Source organism: Lacticaseibacillus sp. 22, from assembly GCF_055413445.1.
In genome coordinates, this window is the sequence record NZ_JBVAYD010000006.1 from 30,794 (window position 1) to 47,727 (window position 16,934).

Here is a 16,934-nt window from a genome sequence, read left to right on the forward strand (position 1 = left end):
AGGAGTGTGGTCGTCATGCATGAATACATGAACAATCATGGCTATCGGGCCATTTTAAACGCCAGTCTGTTAAGTGGCATTGGTGATAGCCTATACAATATCGTTTTCATTATCTACGCTGCTACAATGCCATTTAAAAGTCTGGCGGTTACCTTAGCCGCCATGGCGACAAGTTTACCGACGATGCTGTCAATGATCACCGGCAGTCTCGCGGATCGGACGCAAGCCAAAACCCGCCATATGGTAGCTGCGCGGATCGGGCAGATGTTGCTTTTCTGTGGTCTGGCCGGGATGATCGTGTTGCCTGCAAGCCTACCGTTATTCTTGGGGTTGCTTACCATCAACATCTTGTCCGATACGTTGGGGCAATATGGTAACGGTCTAACCTTGCCAATCTTGCACCGCTTGATTCCGGCCAAGGAACTAAATACGGCGATTAGTTTTCAGAGTGCAACGGGGACGACCGTGCAAATGGTCTTTCAGGCAGTGGGCGCCAGTCTGATTGTTCTGCTGGATCACAACTATGCACTGTTTGGGGCCATCAATGCCGTGACCTTTCTATTGGCGGCGGTTGTCTTGATCCGGCAAAATAAACGACTCAAGCAAGCCGAACCGCCTGTTGCAACCCACGTTCATCAACCGATTTTTAAAAACATCCGCAATGTGATCCGATTTCTGACAACGAATCACTTCTTGTTGGCAGTGATTATCTTTGCGATGCTGGTTAACACACTGGGCTCATCCGTTGACGGCTTGATGTCAGTCACGCTGGTTCAACAGCCGATGATGTGGCTGCGCAATTTCGGGACAACTGTTGCGATCATGAACATTATCTTTTCAGTGGGACTGATTCTGGGGGCGCTATTTGCAAAAGACGGCCTGCAGCGGCTGAGCACCTTTAAGCTGTTGGGCTTGTTGATGGCGGCCATGATCGGTTTAAGTTGCAGCTTCTTTCTTCTGCAGTCACTTTGGGCAGCGATGATCTTTAGTTTTGCAACCGCCTATCTTATGGGCAAAATCAATCCACGGCTTTCAACAGTGATGATGCGACTCGTTCCTGAGCGGCAGATGGGGACGACAGCCGGGGTCATTAATCTCGTCGCGCTACTCGGGATGCCAGTGGGACAAATGGTATTCTTCACAATTGCCAATGTCGTGAGCGCCGCAGTTAGCTGGATGGTCATGGCATGTTTGTCACTTATACTGTGTTTAGCACTTTTGGTGATGGGTAACCGCATTGCCGATCCGATATTTACCGATTTTGAAAGCGATCCCTCTAAGGCCTAGGAAACCTTTGCAATAATTGGTATCTACCAATTAGACCGATTTAAAAAAAATCTTTTTTGAAGCGTACTTGCAATGTATACGCTTCTTTTTTAGGTTTGTTTTTGAGTGAAAATGCTTGCATAGCTGTGCCCGGGACGTCATACTAAGCTATTGGGAAGCCTTGTTTTTTAAATTATTTTTGTTTTTAGCAGATATTATTTTCGAGGCAACCACAAATTTTTAGGAGGCGTAAAAATGGTCGGAATCATTCTTGCTAGTCACGGCCAATTCGCTGCTGGCATCAAGCAATCCGGTCAAATGATCTTCGGTGAGCAAGAAAAAGTCGAAGCTGTGACCTTCATGCCCGATGAAGGACCAGATGACTTGCACAAGCATCTCGAAGACGCGATCGCTAAGTTCGACCCAGATGACGAAGTATTGTTTTTAATCGATCTATGGGGCGGATCACCGTTTAACCAGGCAAACTCGATTTACGAGGAGCACAAGGATAAATGGGCGATTGTGACCGGGCTTAACTTGCCGATGTTGATTGAAGCATATGGCTCGCGACTTTCGATGGATTCTGCACAAGACATCGCAGCGCATTTGCTCGATGCCGGACGTGACGGAATCAAGATCAAGCCGGAAGCACTGGATAAAGTGAAGAAACCAGCTGCTCAGGCTGCTGCACCAAGCACGGCTAATGCTGGTCAACCGGGTTCATTCCAATACGTTTTGGCGCGGGTTGATTCACGTTTGCTGCATGGTCAGGTTGCAACGACCTGGACCAAGACAACGAACCCAACACGGATTATCGTTGTTTCTGATTCAGTTGCCAAAGACGAACTGCGGAAGAACCTGATTAAGGAAGCAGCTCCGTCTGGCGTTAAGGCGCATGTTGTGCCAATTGATCAGATGATTAAGCTGGCCAAAGATGACAAACACTTTGGCGGCCAGCGCGCATTGCTATTATTTGAAACACCGGAAGACGCCCTTCGCGCAATCGAAGGCGGCGTTCCAATCAAGGAACTCAACATTGGTTCAATGTCACATTCAGTGGGTAAAGTTCAACCTAACAAAGTGCTAGCATTTGATCAGAAGGATATCGATACCTTCCATAAGCTGGCTGATGATGGTGTGAAGTTTGACGTTCGCAAGGTGCCATCTGATCATCCGGATGACATGAATGCAATTTTGAAGAAAGCACAAGACGAACTGAATGCGCAGAAGTAATTTTTGAAACGGAGGAAGAAGACTCATGACTTTGAATTTTATTCAAATCATTCTGGTCCTCATCGTGTCATTCCTTGCTGGTATGGAAGGTATTTTGGATGAATTCCACTTCCATCAGCCAGTTATTGCGTGCACGTTGATCGGACTTGTGACCGGCAATCTGGCCCCATGTTTGGTACTGGGTGGCCAATTACAAATGATCGCTTTAGGCTGGGCTAACATTGGCGCGGCCGTTGCACCAGATGCTGCATTGGCCTCAGTTGCATCAGCTATTATTCTAGTTCTTGGCGGTCAGGGTACTAAAGGTGTTAGTTCAGCGATTGCGATTGCGGTTCCACTGGCGGTTGCCGGTTTGTTGCTGACCACCTTAGTACGTACCTTGGCAACTGCGATCGTTCATATCATGGACCGTGCTGCTGAAGAAGGCAGTTTCGGGAAAATTGATTTCTGGCAATGGGTCGCGATCTGCATGCAGGGCTTGCGGATTGCGATTCCTGCAGGTTTAATTCTTGCTGTTGGTGCCGGCCCAGTGCGGGCATTGCTTGAACAGATGCCTGATTGGTTAACGACTGGTCTTGGCATTGGCGGGGGCATGGTTGTTGCTGTCGGGTACGCTATGGTTATTAACATGATGGCGACTCGTGAAGTATGGCCATTCTTTGCGATTGGGTTTGTGCTGGCAACAGTTAAAGAAATTACCCTGATCGGCCTTGGTGCTATCGGTATTTCACTGGCACTGATTTACTTGGCATTGTCCAAGCAAGGCGGCGGCTCAGGTAATGGCGGTTCGAATAGTGGTGCCGGTGATCCTGTCGGCGACATTATTGATAATTATTGAAAAGGAGGTTGACAAACATGGCTGAAGAAGTTCATATCACAAAAGGCGACCGAATTAAGGTTTGGTGGCGGTCAACCTTCCTTCAAGGTTCTTGGAACTACGAACGTATGCAAAATGGTGGCTGGGCTTATACCTTAATTCCAGCACTGAAGCGTTTGTATCATACTAAGGAAGATCGTTCCGCTGCTTTGAAGCGGCACTTGGAATTCTTTAACACGCACCCATATCTGGCTTCACCGATTCTGGGTGTTACGATGGCACTGGAAGAAGAACGTGCTAATGGTGCCCCAATTGACGATAAAGCCATTCAGGGTGTCAAAGTCGGGATGATGGGTCCGCTGGCTGGTGTCGGCGATCCAGTGTTCTGGTTCACGGTTAAGCCAATTATTGGTGCGTTAGCCGCATCCATGGCGATGGCCGGCAATCTCTTAGGACCAATTTTGTACTTTGTTTTATGGAATGCGATTCGTATGGCCTTCCTATGGTACACGCAGGAATTTGGCTATAAAGCAGGTAGTAAGATTACTGAAGACTTGTCAGGTGGCTTGCTTGGTGAAGTTACGAAGGGTGCCACGATCCTTGGTATGTTTATCCTAGGATCACTGGTTAACCGCTGGGTATCCGTCAAGTTCACCCCGGTTGTTTCAAATGTTCCAAACCAAAAAGGTGCTTACATTGACTGGAGTTCATTACCAAGCGGAAAAGCTGGAGTTCAAAAGGCTTTAGAATTACAATCTCAAGGCTTGTCACTGACTAAAAACAAGGTTACGACCTTACAGGATAACTTGGATAGCTTAATTCCAGGTTTGATGGGCTTACTGCTTACCTTGTTCTGCATGTGGTTGCTGAAGAAGAAAGTTTCTCCAATTATTATCATTCTTGGTCTGTTCGTCGTCGGGGTTGTCTTCCACGTCATCGGTTTGATGTAAGATCAACCACCAAAAGTCGAACCAAGACTTCAAAAGCTCAGACACAAAGTCTGGGCTTTTGTTTTATAATGGAGAGCGTGAACCAGCCCGGTTAGAAACCGGAGCATAAGTGGCCTTGGGCGTGATGACCGGGCTTTGGTCATTGCGACCAAGGTCCTTATGTGCAGGTTTCTGGGCTGGTGAGCGCGTTTTGGAGGGTAAGTTTAAACCTCGCCAGAGATCCTTACATGAATGCAGCGCCACGAGCGCATTTTGGCGAAAGTCTCTCCAAAACCAATAAACCCAACAAGCAAGGCACATCAGCAAGCACAGTCAAGTTCAGTTTAAAAGGATGGCAAAAAATGGTTCAATCAATCAACACCAAATCCGAGTTAGTGATTGAAGGTACGGCCTTTATGGGAATGCCGGCCTATGGCAAGATCATGATCGGTGATAAAGGATTCGAATTTTTCAATGAAAAAAACGTACGTGACTTCTATCAGATTCCGTGGAATGAAGTGGACTGGGTCATTGCTTCCGTCATCTTCAAAGGTAAGTGGATCCCGCGCTTTGCCATTAAAACCAAAAAGAATGGGACGTATACGTTTGCAGCGAAAGATCCTAAGCGGGTTTTACGTGCCATTCGGGTGCACATTCCCGCCGAGCGAATTGTTAAGTCGTTAACTTTCTGGCAAGTCGTAAAGCGCGCCTTTACACGCAAGAAGTAGCAACGATCCCAGGCGTATAAGACAAAAAGACAGCTCACAGGACTTCTTTTTTGAAGGCTGTGAGCTGTTTTTTTATGGAGCGGTTTATTTTCACTGCTGGAAATCAGCAAGCGCCGGTTACTTTGTTTTGAAGTTTTTGAACAACTCATTGATCGATTCGTATTCTGCATCCCGTAGATCGACATCGAGCGCTTTAGCATTGCTGGCAGCTTGTTCTGGCAGGCGGGCACCGGGGATGACAACGGCAATGTCGGGGTTCTTCATGTACCAAGCGAGCATAATCTGCGCAATCGTTGCTTGATGTGCATCCGCAATGCCGTCAACTTCGCGAAGTGCGGCTAAAATTTCTTTGAATTCATCAGCAGAAAAGCGCTTCTTGAATTTGTCAGCATCGTCAGGCCCATATTTACCGGTTAACAAGCCCGAGGCAAGGGGGAAGTATGGGACAAAGCTGATCTGATGCTCTTTTAGATAAGGGAACAGCGTCGTTTCGGCATCGCGGTGGACAAGGCTGTAATGATCTTCCACAACATCAACTTGATCGTCTTGGTTGGCTTCTTTAATTTGATCAAGTGAGAAGTTGGAAACCCCGATAGCGCGAACTTTACCGGCTTTACGCGCATTGGCGACTGCATTGACCGCCTCCGCCTTATCGGTTTTGTCATCTGGAAAATGAATGTAGAAGATATCGAGATAATCGGTTTTAAGGCGCAACAAGGCGTCGTCAATTGCCTGCGTTAAGAACTTAGGATCGTTATTCGGTTTTAAATCTTGATGGGGATCTTGCGCGGCTTTGGTTGCCAAAACAATTTTTGCGCGGTCATAGCCTTGGATGGCCTGACCGATTAACGTTTCGGATTGGCCAAGACCGTACATATAAGCTGTGTCGAGCATCTCAATGCCATGATCCAGCGCCGTTTTCACAACCGCAAGTCCGTCTTCATCATGTAGATTCGGAAAAAGGTTGTGGCCGCCAACTTTATTGGTGCCTAAACCAAGTTTGCCGGTGATGACATGACTTTTTCCAATTGTTGTTGTGATTGCCATTTTGTGGCCTCCTCTTGTTGTCCTTCAATGTCAGTTTAAGGAATACGCATTAATCGTGCAAGCGCTACCGATGATCACTAGGGGCGAAAATACTGTGTTTGGCGTTAATGATAAGTCCGGCACCAAACATGAATAGGGTTAACCCTACTGTGATCCATAATAACAGATTCCATGAGCCGGTGGTTGTTTGAATAAAACCATAAAGCACAGGGCCAACTGCAGCAAAGAGATAACCGAGACTCTGCGCAAAGCCGGATAGACTGGCTGTTTCGTACGCATCGGCAGTTTTCTTCTGGAAGAAGACGATACAGATCGCAAAAGCCGCCCCGGAAGCCACGCCCATTAGTAAGGAGAAGACCACATTCAACCCGAAGTTGGCTCCGGGGATGAGCACGCCCAAAGCCCCTAATACAAAACCGAGCATAATTCCCCAAACGCTATAGGCCATGCCATGACGCCGCTCTGCGATAAACGGAATCGACAGGGTTGCCGGCATGCCGCTCAACTGAAAAATTGTTGCCAGGTTGCCCGCAGCCAGTTGCGAAAAACCAGCCGCATGCCAAAGACTAGGAAGCCATGTCAGTAATGAGTAATAGAGAAAACTTTGTAAGCCGAAAAATAAGGCAATCCACCAGGCTAACAGCGAACGGGACACGCGAACATTTCGCCGGCCAGTCGCGGCCTGATTTTTTACCGGTGCCAGCCGACGAAAGGCAAGGGCCCAGACTACTAAGCCAGCCACGCCGACTAAGGAGAAGGCAGCCATGGTGAACTTCATATGAAATTGTTGGTTCAATAGTCCTGCCAGTCCGGTTCCCAGCGATGCGACTAGCCCCATGGTCACGGTGTAGAGGCTGGTTTTGGCGCCAATCGACTGCGGAAACTGATCCTTGATGATCGCCGGCAGCAAGACATTGCCGCCTGAAATGCCAAAGCCGATGAGCAGCGTACCGATTACCAAGGCGATGAGACTAGGGATAATGCGAAGTAAGCTGCCAAGTAATAAAATAATGAGTGCAATAAGCAAGCTCCACTCATTACCGCGCCGATTTCCCATTTTGGCGATGAGTGGCGATGCTAATGCGAACATCAACAGTGGAATGGTGGTCAACATGCCAGCCATCGAAGCCGGTAACCCCAATGTGCGTTCAATGGTGGGTAGTAGCGGCGGGATCATGGTAATCGGCAGGCGCAGATTCGCACCCACCAAAAGTATGCCCCATGTGAGCAAAGTTGTTGATTGGTTCTTTTCCATGCGTCTTTTTCCTCCTCAAAAATGTGCCCAGTGATTTTATGCTATCACTTTTTTCAGTGAAGGGGAAAAGATGCCGGGGTGAAGACGGTTCGTCAGTTCTTCTCGTGCGCCTGCCAAGGTTTGATGGTGAGTGCGATGGCAATGGCACCAAGGAGCGCTAATCCGGCCGCAACGAGCATCGCAATCTGTAAGCCGACCATGAAAAATTCCGGGTGGTTGGCGGGATAGGTCGTGACCCGGCGCGCTGCCAAGTGACTCATGGTGCCAAATAAGACCGTGGTTGCTACCGCGGTGCCGCTTACCATGCCGAGATTGCGGGCTAAGGCATTAAAGCTGCCGGCAATGCCAAGTTGCGCTTTTGGCACTACTGACATGACCACGTCGCCAATGGGGGATTGAAACAAGCCGCTTCCGATGCCGATCAAAAGCGTGCTGATGATGTAGACAGTTAACGGGGCGTTGAGTTTGAGCGTGGCACCCAGCAGACTGCCGATTGCAATGAGTAGACTACCTAACAGCGCGACAGCAGGAACCTGCCATTTGTCCGCCAGCCATCCGCCTAATGGAGCAAAGAAGACCATCATCAACGGGTACAGCGACAACAGCGCCCCAACCGCACCCGGTGTGAGCCCGCGCGCGTCTTCAAGGTAAAAGGGCATCAAGACGGTACTAAAGAACTGAACCATGAAGATGAAGAAAACAGTCAAAACGCCGAGTGTAAAGATGCGGACCCGAAAGATACTCATGGGTAGTAGCGGAGCTGACTGATGATGCTCAAAGCCAAGAAACGCCACTAAGCTGATAAATGCCAACGCTAACGTGGCAAGAACGAGGGGATCACTAAAACCGCTTTGTTGCGCTAAGTTAAGTCCCCAGAACCCGCTGGCAATGGCGGTTGCTTGCAACACCATGCCGACGCCGTCATAAGCGCCGGGTTGGGGCCGACCATTGTCCATTGACCACAAGGAGATGCCCAGCGCGATCAAACCAATGGGCACATTAATCAGAAAAATCATCGGCCAGCTAAAGTGTGCCAGAATAAGTCCGCCAAGACTGGGCCCGGCAACCCCGCCCAGTGCGACAAAGGTACTCACGACGCCCATCGCCCGGCCACGTTCCGCCAAAGCAAAGGTGGAAGTCACGATGCCATAAGTGTTCGCTAACGTCATCGCCCCACCCAGCGCCTGCACCATGCGGCCCAACATCAAAAAGTTAAAGCCCAGATTAATTCCCGCCATCAAAGAACCAAGCACAAAAGTCCCTGTACCCCATTTGAAAATCCGGCGTTTACCAATGCGATCACCGAGTTTACCAAAAGGCAGCAGCAAAGCACTTAAAACAATCAGATATAACGACACAGTCCATTCCATCCGGCTAGCGGAGACATGAAGGTTCTTGGCCATCAGCGGGATTGCAATGTTAACGATTGAACCATCAAGATTCGTCATAAACGCAAAAAAGCCCAACGCAATCAGTAACCACCAGCGTTTAGACGTGGTTGTAAGATGTTGCATATGAAATACCTCCGCGACCCACCTATTATTTATGTGGGAACGATATTTTGACTGATCCGGCTAGAACAAGGCGTATGCGAAAAGAGAAATCGGCCTTAGAGACATATTTCGCCTCTAAGACCGATTCAACCTGTAAATCCTTGTAGCACCTTAAACTAAGCGCCCAGATTGATGAAGTCGCCTGACTCAAGCATCAATTTAACAAAATCCGGGACAGTCTCGGTTCGATTCCAGTCACGCTGCCACTCGCAAGCTAACTGGGCATTCGTGGTCAACTGAGCACCGGCTTGTTCGATGCGGCGCAATGCGGTTTCGTGCGCAATCGTTGATGTGCCGCCGACTGCATCAACAACAGGAAAGACATGGAAGCCTTCTGCTAAAGCATCAAGGGTTGGAAAAGTCAGACAGGCTTCGGTCCATAAAGCTGCCATAACCAGATTCTTGCGGCCCGTTGCTTTGACTGCTTCAACAAAGTCCTGATCCTGCCACGCATTAATCGATGTTCGATCAATACTCGGCAGATCACCAAGGACTTTTTTCAGATCAGGAATCGTGTCCTTATTCCGACCGCTTTTGACGTTAACAGTTGAAAGGATGATCGGCACTTTGTAGACTTGAGCCAACTTGGCCGTCATCACCACATTTTGAATGAGCGTATGGTGATTCATCGAGCCAATCGACTCAACTTGGGTCGGTTGGTAATCAATTAAAATCAAAGCAGAATTTTCCGGGGTTAACAGCTGATCTGTCACGGGATCGCGACGTGGATAACTTGTCATGAAAAACACTCCTTAGTGGGCGTCAACTGCGAAAACGACAGCCAACAGGTAGGCGATTTAAACCCTCAGCCCAATATGCTGTTCGGTCCTTACTTGCTAGCTGCCGTACCAGTTAACGCAGTCTCATGAATGCCAATACTTACCAAGAACATCATCACGCCATCATTCTAGTCCGAAACAGACGAAAGCAGTAATATTTTGCCCTGAGGAGGTTATACAACGTCTTTAAACCAAAATTCCGAAGTGGGCTAAGGTTTCAGTCGGAATAGCGCGCTTGATCAGAGTTTCGCTTGTTAAGATCGGCCAGTATTCGACTGACGACAGTGTCTTGTGATTGATCAGCCTGAATCAAGTGCTCATTGGGGACGCCCAGATAGTCATGCGGTCGAAACCACCGATGCATAGCCTCTGCGCCAAAAGCGGCTGCTTGCGGGCGGTGGGCGTGGCGTCGGAGAGTTTCGTCAAACGATAGATCAAAGTAGTAAACCAGACTTTGATCGGCAGTGGTCATGAGCGCTTTAAGCATTTGGCCATAGCGAGCCGCACTTAAGATACCCTCAACAATCACAATTTGTTGATGAGAAAACCCAAAACGGGCAATCAGATCAATCAATTCGATGTTAGGACTATTAGGCTTATCCTTTTCGGCTAACATGTCGCGGCGAACAACATCTTGAGAAATTAGCAGCGAGTTAGCCAGATGCTTACGTAAGGCCTTTGCGGTGGTTGTTTTGCCACTACCTGAATTACCTCGGAGGATAATAAGTTGTTTCATTAATCGAAGTACCCCGTTTCGTCAGCAATGAAATGGGCCAATGCGGCACGATGCTGCTGATTAAAAAGCCGCGGTGCCTCGCTTGGCGCAAAGTATTGCAACTCTTCAGTTTCATCGTTATCGGCACTAAGCTCGCCACCTAATTGTTTCACGAGAAACACCGGACAAAGCCATTGTGCAACATCGCCATTGGGATAAGTAAGGATGAGGTCACCATCAACCCCGAGCAAAGAAACAACCTTAACCGTTAAGTTCGTTTCTTCTTTAAACTCGCGAATCATGGTCTGTGCAGGCGTTTCACCATACTCAATGGTGCCACTGATAAGACCCCATTGACCTTTAAAATCGCTACGTTGCTGAAACAAAACCCGTCCCGCTTCATCAGCCAAAATACCAATAACCCCAGCCATAATCAGTGGCGTATGGCCAACTTTTGCACGAATCTGTTTAACATAATCTGCCAAGGGAAAACCTCCTAAAAAAAGTAAGCGCGAACCGGCGCGGTTAGAAGTCGGAGTGTAAGCGGCCTTAAGCGTGATGGCCGGGTTTTGGCCATTGCGCTTAAGGTCCTTACACGCAGACTTCTGCGCCGGTGAGCGCGTTATGGGCGTAAACCAGAACATAAGCCGCCATAAGCGAGCTGCCCGGTTTTGGCCATTACGACCAAGGTCCTTATGTGCAGGTTTCTGCGCCAGTGAGCGCGTTATGGGCATAAACCAGAACATAAGCAGCCTTAAGCGAGCTGCCCGGGTTTTGGCCATTACGACCAAGGTCCTTATGTGCAGACTTCTGCGCCGGTGAGCGCGTTATGGGCGTAAACCAGAACATAAGCGGCCTTAAGCGAGCTGCCCGGGTTTGACCATTACGACCAAGGTCCTTATGTGCAGACTTCTGCGCCGGTGAGCGCGTTATGGGCATAAATCAGAACATGAGCGGCCTTAAGCGTGATAACCGGGTTTTGACCATTGCGCTTAAGGTCCTTACACGCAGGTTTCTGCGCCGGTGAGCGAGCACCACCTGCAGCACCCAAAAACACAAATCACCAAACCTAGCTACAGCATACGCCAACCAGCCTACAGGTTAAATATGGTCTAACACCAGCACCAAATAAGTGTCATACTAAAATTTAGATTAACCTAGCTACAACTTAGATTATTTCCCGGGCAATAATTGTGGTATGTTGTTAACAAACATAAAAGAGGAGTGCTGAGGCATGACAGTAACGCTAAAACATTTTCAAACCGAGGATCTTGAAACGTTGTGGAAAGTTGCCTTTTCCGATCCCAATGCAGAATGGCACAAATGGAATGGACCTTACTTTAACGATAAAGTTCCGACACTGGAAGAGATGCAGGAGAATCAGGCTAATCAAACAGGGTACCAATGGGTGGCGAATCCTTTTGTCAATGGTATTTGGGTCGATGGCATTCTGGTTGGGGATGTATCTGCGCACTACGAAGATGGCGACTTGCAACGGTGGCTGGATTTAGGCATTGTGATTTACGATGAAACTTATTGGAGTAAAGGTATTGGCAAGCAGGCATTAGATCAGTGGATTGATCGTATTTTCGGACTCATTGATTTGCCACATCTGGGGATCACAACTTGGTCCGGCAATGAACGCATGATCGGCCTTGCCAAGTCTGTAGGAATGAAACAAGAAGCCCGCGTGCGGCAGGTTCGCTACTATCAGGATCGGTATTGGGATTCCGTGAAGTACGGCATCTTACGTGAGGAATGGCAAGCACAGCGGCAGTCAAAGTAAAATAAAGCAAGCAAAGAGACGACTTCAAGTGAGTCGTCTTTTTGCTTGCTTTGAATTTCTGGAAGGTATCGATATATCGAAAATTAGACACAACAAATAAGCCTTTGCAGGTGACTACAGTGTGTTGTCAGGCCTCTTTTTCGGCTAACCGTTTGTACAGTGCGACAATTTCTCCGGCTAGGTCGCGGAAGGTAATGGCATTCATTAAATGATCCTGACTGTGAACCATGAGCAGGGTGACTTTGGCGTGGTCGCCTTGCGCTTCAGCTGTGAGCATGCCGGTCTGGACGTTATGCGCTTCGGTGAGGAAATGATCCGATTCTTTTAGTTTATCGTCAGCCAGCTTGAAATCACCGGCCTTAGCAGCGTGAATGGCTTCAAAGGCTGAACTTTTGGCATTGCCGCCGTTCATGATCAAGCCCATAACGGTTTCAAGATTTTGGTCGTCTTCTGGCATCAGGCTTCCGCTCCTTTGCTGTCATCAATGGCTTTGAGTGAGGCCTTTAACGCTTTTTCACCGTTCATCAATCCGTAGTCCTGCATGTTGATGACACTAACCGGAATATCGAGGTCGCGTTTGAACTGACTTTCAAGATAACGGACTTGCGGGCCCAACATTAAGACATCTGGTTTTTCGCTTTCCAGTTTGTTGTCTGCATCAGAGGCAGCTGTAGCAAAAATATGAACCGAAAGTCCATCTTTTTCGGCGGCCTTTTGCATCCGCGTTACTAACATACTGGTTGACATACCAGCTGCACAAACTAACATGATCTTTTTTTCTGCCATGAAAATCGGCTCCTTTTTAAAAATAATGTAATCGTTTTCCGTTTCATGTGATATTATAATTCGTAGGTACAAATTTTACAAGCGCTTTCAGAACATTGTGCCGTGCTCATTAACCTGTCAGGTTGCGGATCATGCCGTTAGCGCGCAATGGCAACTGCCCGTGGCTGATAGGTTTGAAAATAAATGAACACTTTAAGTTTGGAGGAGGACTTTGATGTATCACGATATTGCCGAACAACTCATTCAAGATATTCTGGCTGGTCAGTATCCGGTTAAGCTACCGACTGAACAGGTGTTGATGGATCGTTATCAAGCCAGCCGCAATACGATTCGGAAGGCACTGGATGTGGTATTTGCCCATGGGTTGGTTCGCCGGGTTCAAGGTAGCGGGTACTATGTCATTGATCATTCGGCTCAATCCGATGCTGTCCTCAATATGTCGATAGGCTTTGATCAGACAGCCATGGTGAAAGGCGGACCGCTGACTTCCAAAGTGGTTAAGTTTGCGCTTATCCCCGCGACAGCAGCCTTGGCGCAACGAGGGAATGTCAGCCGCGGCGATATGGTCTATCAAGTCGTGCGGTTGCGCTATTTAAAAGGGCAATTGTACGACTTGGAAGAATCGTATTTTCCGCAAGCAATTGTGCCACATCTTTCAGCTGAGATTGCGGCGGGTTCGATCTTCACGTATTTGCGTAACACCTATGCCATGGTTGGAAGCACAACGGAAAATTATATCCAATCACGACCATTACCAGCCGAGTATGCCGAGTTGATGGCGATGTCGGCACAGACTGATCACCTGTGCTTAGACGGGATCAACTATCTAGCTAGCGGCAAAGTCTTCAACTTTTCCCGAACTTATTTTGTTTATCCGGGTCTAACGTTGTACTACCATACGACCAATATCGATTTGAATCGGTAGTTAAAACCGAAGTTGGTTCAAATGAAATCATTATGCGCTGGTGTGCCAAGAAGCGGCCAGCGTGCTTAAAACTCAAGGAGAGTGTACAAGATGAACGGACTTATCAATTGGCTCAATAAACATGTTGTCCCAATCGCAGCGCGTATCGGATCAATCCGGTGGCTGGTGGCCTTACGTGATGCTTTTATTGCGATCATGCCAGCCATGATGGCAGGGGCGGTTTCCACCGTGCTGAACGCTTTGATTCGGGATATTCCGACCCAATTTGGCTGGACCGGTTTCGTTAACTCAATGCAGTGGCTTATCGGCATTAACGCTGTTGTCTGGACCGGAACCTTAGCTATTCTTGGCTTAATCTTCTCATTCACGTTTGGCTATCAGCTCGCGGTGCAGTACAAGGTTGAACCTGTGACGGCAGGAATCGTCACCTTGGGCACCTTCATTATGAGCTTGCCGCAAAACTTCACCATGACGTTGAAGGCTGGGCTGGCAAAAGGTGCCGTAAAAACATTGACCGATGCCGGAGCGGTTGTTTCCGGTAAAGATGTCAGCATGTGGGGATTCTTCAACTTTGGCAAGTTCTTCGGGGCGTATGGTTTCTTCACCGTTATGCTGATGGGCGCGATTGCCGCAACTATTTACATCTGGTTGATGAAGAAACATATCACCATTAAAATGCCGGATTCGGTTCCACCGGCTGTTGCTAATGCATTTACCGGGATTGTACCGGCGGCGGTTGCCTTGTACGGCGTGGGTATTATCAACTATCTGTTTACTCAATTTGGTACGACCGTGATTGAATTTATCGCTAAAGTTTTACAAGAACCTTTGTTAAGTTTGAGTCAAGGTTACGGTTCCGTGCTGATTATGACGATTTTGGTTCAAGTCTTCTGGTTCTTCGGCATCCACGGAACCAATGTATTAGGACCGGTGCTTGATAGTATCTGGTTAACGGCGCAGTTGGCGAATATCAATGCCTTTCAGAAAGGCCAAGCACTGCCGTATCTGTGGACTCGCAATTCATTTGACTTATATGCCTGGATTGGTGGCGCCGGTTCAACCTTGCTACTGCTGATTGCGATTCTGATGTTCTCAAAGCGCGATGATCAGCGTGCAGTTGCAAAGCTGTCAATTGCGCCAGGGTTCTTCAATGTCAATGAACCGGTTATGTTTGGGATGCCGATTGTGCTTGATCCTATTTACTTCATTCCGTTTATTTTGGCGCCGGTAGTGATGGTTTCCATTGCTTATGGCGCGGTAGTGAGTGGGTTGGTCTCACCGATCAAGAATCAGATTGTCTGGTCGATGCCGCCATTTTTAAATGCTTTAGTTGCAACCATGGACTGGCGAGCAGTCGTGCTACAGGCTGTGAATATGATCATCGGCTTCTTAATCTATGTACCATTTGTTAAAGCAGCCAATCGAATTAAACCAGCCCAGCTTGCTGATTGACGGTTATAGGAAAAATTGTTTTAGAAAGGCGGTTTTCAGTTGAAAATTCAGATGACACTCAAGGTTCCGGCGGCGTTCATGTATGGGCAGCTGATTCGCTCGGCTCAGGCGGACATCAAGGCGCACACTGGGCGAGAAGTTCTGGTGGGCAGTCTTGATGGGTTCACGTACCAGAAGAAATGGGCGAATGGCATGACGGGAAAGCTGACGATTACGCATGCCATTGCCAATCAGCGTTACGCGTATGAACTAGACACTGACCGCGATCATTATCATGTGGATTATCAATTACGCGATCTCGGTGATCAGCAGATGCAGCTGGATTACACTGAAATCATTGAAGGCAAAACCGCAAAAGGCAAAGCCAACAATCGCACGGCCGGATTTTTATTAAACTGGCAACGCAAACATCGCTTTAAGAAGATGTCACGGCAAATGGCAGCACAGTATTTTAACTAAGAAGGGATTCTTGTGAAATGAAACGATTAGGTATCTCGCTTTATCCGGATCAAAGCAGTTTCGAGGAGAACAAAGCCTATCTTGATCTGGCACATCAGTATGGTTATACCCGCATTTTCACCTCACTCTTGCAACTGCTGGGGGAAGATGGTGAAGATCTGCTGGCTAAGTTTCGCCAGACAATCGATTATGCCAATCAGCTTGGGTTTAAGACGATCGTTGATATTAATCCGGCGTTGTTCAAGGAGCTGAAGATTAGCTATGACGATCTGAGTTTTTTTGAAACGCTTCATGTTTGGGGACTGCGGCTGGATGAAGGCTTCACCGGCGCGGAAGAAGCGCGGATGACCCGCAATCCCTATGGCTTAAAAATCGAATTGAATATGAGCCATGGGACCAATTATCTTGCGAGCATCATGGCTTATGATCCTAACCGCGATAACCTAATCGGCTGTCATAACTTCTATCCGCAGGCGTTCACAGGTCTGAGTGAGGCTATCTTTACCGAATACTCCCAGCAGTACCGGGAGTATGGATTGCATACCGCCGCATTTGTGTCGTCAGCCAGCGGTAAAATCGGGCCTTGGCCGCTGCATGATGGGTTACCGACAATGGAGTCTGATCGCCATCGCAACATTGCCAGTCAAACAACGCATTTGTGTCTGACCGGCTTGATTGATGACGTGATCATCGGTAATGCCTTCGCGACTGAAGCGGAACTCAAAACCGTTGCCGATACTTTCCTGGCGCCATACCCGATCTTGCATGCCGAAATGTTGGCAAGTATCACGCCGCTTGAAGAAAAAATAGCATTTGCCGCGCCGCATTTATATCGTGGGGATGCATCGGCGTATTTACTGCGGGATACCCAGCCTCGTATCACGTATAGCACGGCCAGTATTCCCGCCCACGACCATGGCCAACCCTTCAAACGCGGCGATATTGTGATCGTCAACGATGCGTATGGCCGCTATAAAGGTGAATTCCAAATTGTTTTGACACCATTTAGCGATGATGGCCAGCGGAATTTAATTGGCCATGTTGCGGCTGATGACGCAGATCTGTTAACGCTAATCAAACCGTGGTCAACGTTTAGTTTGCAAAAACGCACAAGGTAATGATTGAAGTCGTTGTGTCCTTGTTGATTCAAATGTCGTAAGGAAAGCAAAATCGGTCTTAGAGCGTCTTGCCACTCTAAGACCGA

General features: G+C 48.1%; 18 protein-coding genes. 10 read left to right on the forward strand and 8 right to left on the reverse strand.

Features of this window, described 5'->3' with window-relative positions:
* The first annotated feature begins 15 nt into the window (after window positions 1–15).
* From ACWP87_RS04535 to ACWP87_RS04555, 5 genes are all read left to right on the forward strand, one after another.
* Complete coding sequence (locus tag ACWP87_RS04535; protein WP_014570204.1) at window positions 16–1,287, forward strand: MFS transporter; 1,272 nt, start codon at window positions 16–18, stop codon at window positions 1,285–1,287.
* Between the two features lie 234 nt (window positions 1,288–1,521).
* On the forward strand, window positions 1,522–2,499 hold the full coding sequence (locus ACWP87_RS04540; protein ID WP_005685036.1) for a mannose/fructose/sorbose PTS transporter subunit IIA: 978 nt from the start codon (window positions 1,522–1,524) through the stop codon (window positions 2,497–2,499).
* A gap of 25 nt (window positions 2,500–2,524) precedes the next feature.
* Window positions 2,525–3,337, forward strand: a complete 813-nt coding sequence (locus tag ACWP87_RS04545) for a PTS mannose/fructose/sorbose transporter subunit IIC (protein ID WP_005685035.1) — start codon at window positions 2,525–2,527, stop codon at window positions 3,335–3,337.
* A gap of 17 nt (window positions 3,338–3,354) precedes the next feature.
* Window positions 3,355–4,266, forward strand: coding sequence for a PTS system mannose/fructose/sorbose family transporter subunit IID (locus ACWP87_RS04550; protein WP_005685034.1), 912 nt, complete (start codon window positions 3,355–3,357; stop codon window positions 4,264–4,266).
* Window positions 4,267–4,607: 341 nt separating this feature from the next.
* Window positions 4,608–4,973 (forward strand): DUF956 family protein, encoded by a 366-nt coding sequence (locus ACWP87_RS04555; RefSeq protein WP_005685032.1) that lies wholly within the window; start codon window positions 4,608–4,610, stop codon window positions 4,971–4,973.
* Between the two features lie 117 nt (window positions 4,974–5,090).
* On the opposite strand, the gene ACWP87_RS04560 is transcribed toward ACWP87_RS04555, so the two are convergent.
* From ACWP87_RS04560 to ACWP87_RS04585, 6 genes are all read right to left on the reverse strand, one after another.
* Window positions 5,091–6,020, reverse strand: a complete 930-nt coding sequence (locus ACWP87_RS04560; RefSeq protein ID WP_005685031.1) for an aldo/keto reductase — start codon at window positions 6,018–6,020, stop codon at window positions 5,091–5,093.
* A gap of 64 nt (window positions 6,021–6,084) precedes the next feature.
* Window positions 6,085–7,275 carry an MFS transporter gene (locus tag ACWP87_RS04565; RefSeq protein ID WP_014570203.1) on the reverse strand — a complete coding sequence of 397 codons (1,191 nt, stop codon included), beginning with the start codon at window positions 7,273–7,275 and terminating at the stop codon, window positions 6,085–6,087.
* A 92-nt stretch (window positions 7,276–7,367) separates the two neighbouring features.
* Window positions 7,368–8,789 carry an MFS transporter gene (locus ACWP87_RS04570; RefSeq protein ID WP_005685029.1) on the reverse strand — a complete coding sequence of 474 codons (1,422 nt, stop codon included), beginning with the start codon at window positions 8,787–8,789 and terminating at the stop codon, window positions 7,368–7,370.
* Between the two features lie 155 nt (window positions 8,790–8,944).
* Entirely contained in the window at window positions 8,945–9,568 is a 624-nt protein-coding gene (locus tag ACWP87_RS04575) for a hydrolase (RefSeq protein WP_005690622.1), read from the reverse strand.
* 256 nt (window positions 9,569–9,824) lie between these two features.
* Complete coding sequence (locus tag ACWP87_RS04580) at window positions 9,825–10,343, reverse strand: kinase (RefSeq protein ID WP_005685026.1); 519 nt, start codon at window positions 10,341–10,343, stop codon at window positions 9,825–9,827.
* Window positions 10,343–10,807: an NUDIX hydrolase gene (locus ACWP87_RS04585; RefSeq protein WP_015765103.1), complete on the reverse strand. Its 465-nt coding sequence runs from the start codon at window positions 10,805–10,807 to the stop codon at window positions 10,343–10,345. Before ACWP87_RS04585 ends, ACWP87_RS04580 begins: the two co-directional genes overlap by 1 nt.
* A gap of 749 nt (window positions 10,808–11,556) precedes the next feature.
* Here ACWP87_RS04585 and ACWP87_RS04590 point away from each other — a divergent pair.
* Window positions 11,557–12,108: a GNAT family N-acetyltransferase gene (locus ACWP87_RS04590; RefSeq protein ID WP_005685022.1), complete on the forward strand. Its 552-nt coding sequence runs from the start codon at window positions 11,557–11,559 to the stop codon at window positions 12,106–12,108.
* Between the two features lie 127 nt (window positions 12,109–12,235).
* On the opposite strand, the gene ACWP87_RS04595 is transcribed toward ACWP87_RS04590, so the two are convergent.
* Together ACWP87_RS04595 and ACWP87_RS04600 are read right to left on the reverse strand one after the other, a co-directional pair.
* Complete coding sequence (locus ACWP87_RS04595) at window positions 12,236–12,565, reverse strand: PTS lactose/cellobiose transporter subunit IIA (protein WP_005685021.1); 330 nt, start codon at window positions 12,563–12,565, stop codon at window positions 12,236–12,238.
* Window positions 12,565–12,894 (reverse strand): PTS sugar transporter subunit IIB, encoded by a 330-nt coding sequence (locus tag ACWP87_RS04600; protein ID WP_005685020.1) that lies wholly within the window; start codon window positions 12,892–12,894, stop codon window positions 12,565–12,567. Before ACWP87_RS04600 ends, ACWP87_RS04595 begins: the two co-directional genes overlap by 1 nt.
* A 214-nt stretch (window positions 12,895–13,108) precedes the next feature.
* On the opposite strand from ACWP87_RS04600, the gene ACWP87_RS04605 reads away from it, so the two are divergent.
* From ACWP87_RS04605 to ACWP87_RS04620, 4 genes are all read left to right on the forward strand, one after another.
* On the forward strand, window positions 13,109–13,819 hold the full coding sequence (locus tag ACWP87_RS04605) for a GntR family transcriptional regulator (RefSeq protein ID WP_005685019.1): 711 nt from the start codon (window positions 13,109–13,111) through the stop codon (window positions 13,817–13,819).
* Between the two features lie 90 nt (window positions 13,820–13,909).
* Window positions 13,910–15,271: a PTS sugar transporter subunit IIC gene (locus ACWP87_RS04610; RefSeq protein WP_005685017.1), complete on the forward strand. Its 1,362-nt coding sequence runs from the start codon at window positions 13,910–13,912 to the stop codon at window positions 15,269–15,271.
* Window positions 15,272–15,310: 39 nt separating this feature from the next.
* Entirely contained in the window at window positions 15,311–15,730 is a 420-nt protein-coding gene (locus tag ACWP87_RS04615) for a DUF3284 domain-containing protein (RefSeq protein ID WP_005685016.1), read from the forward strand.
* A 17-nt stretch (window positions 15,731–15,747) separates the two neighbouring features.
* Window positions 15,748–16,848 (forward strand): DUF871 domain-containing protein, encoded by a 1,101-nt coding sequence (locus tag ACWP87_RS04620; protein WP_005685015.1) that lies wholly within the window; start codon window positions 15,748–15,750, stop codon window positions 16,846–16,848.
* The last annotated feature ends 86 nt before the right edge of the window (window positions 16,849–16,934 follow it).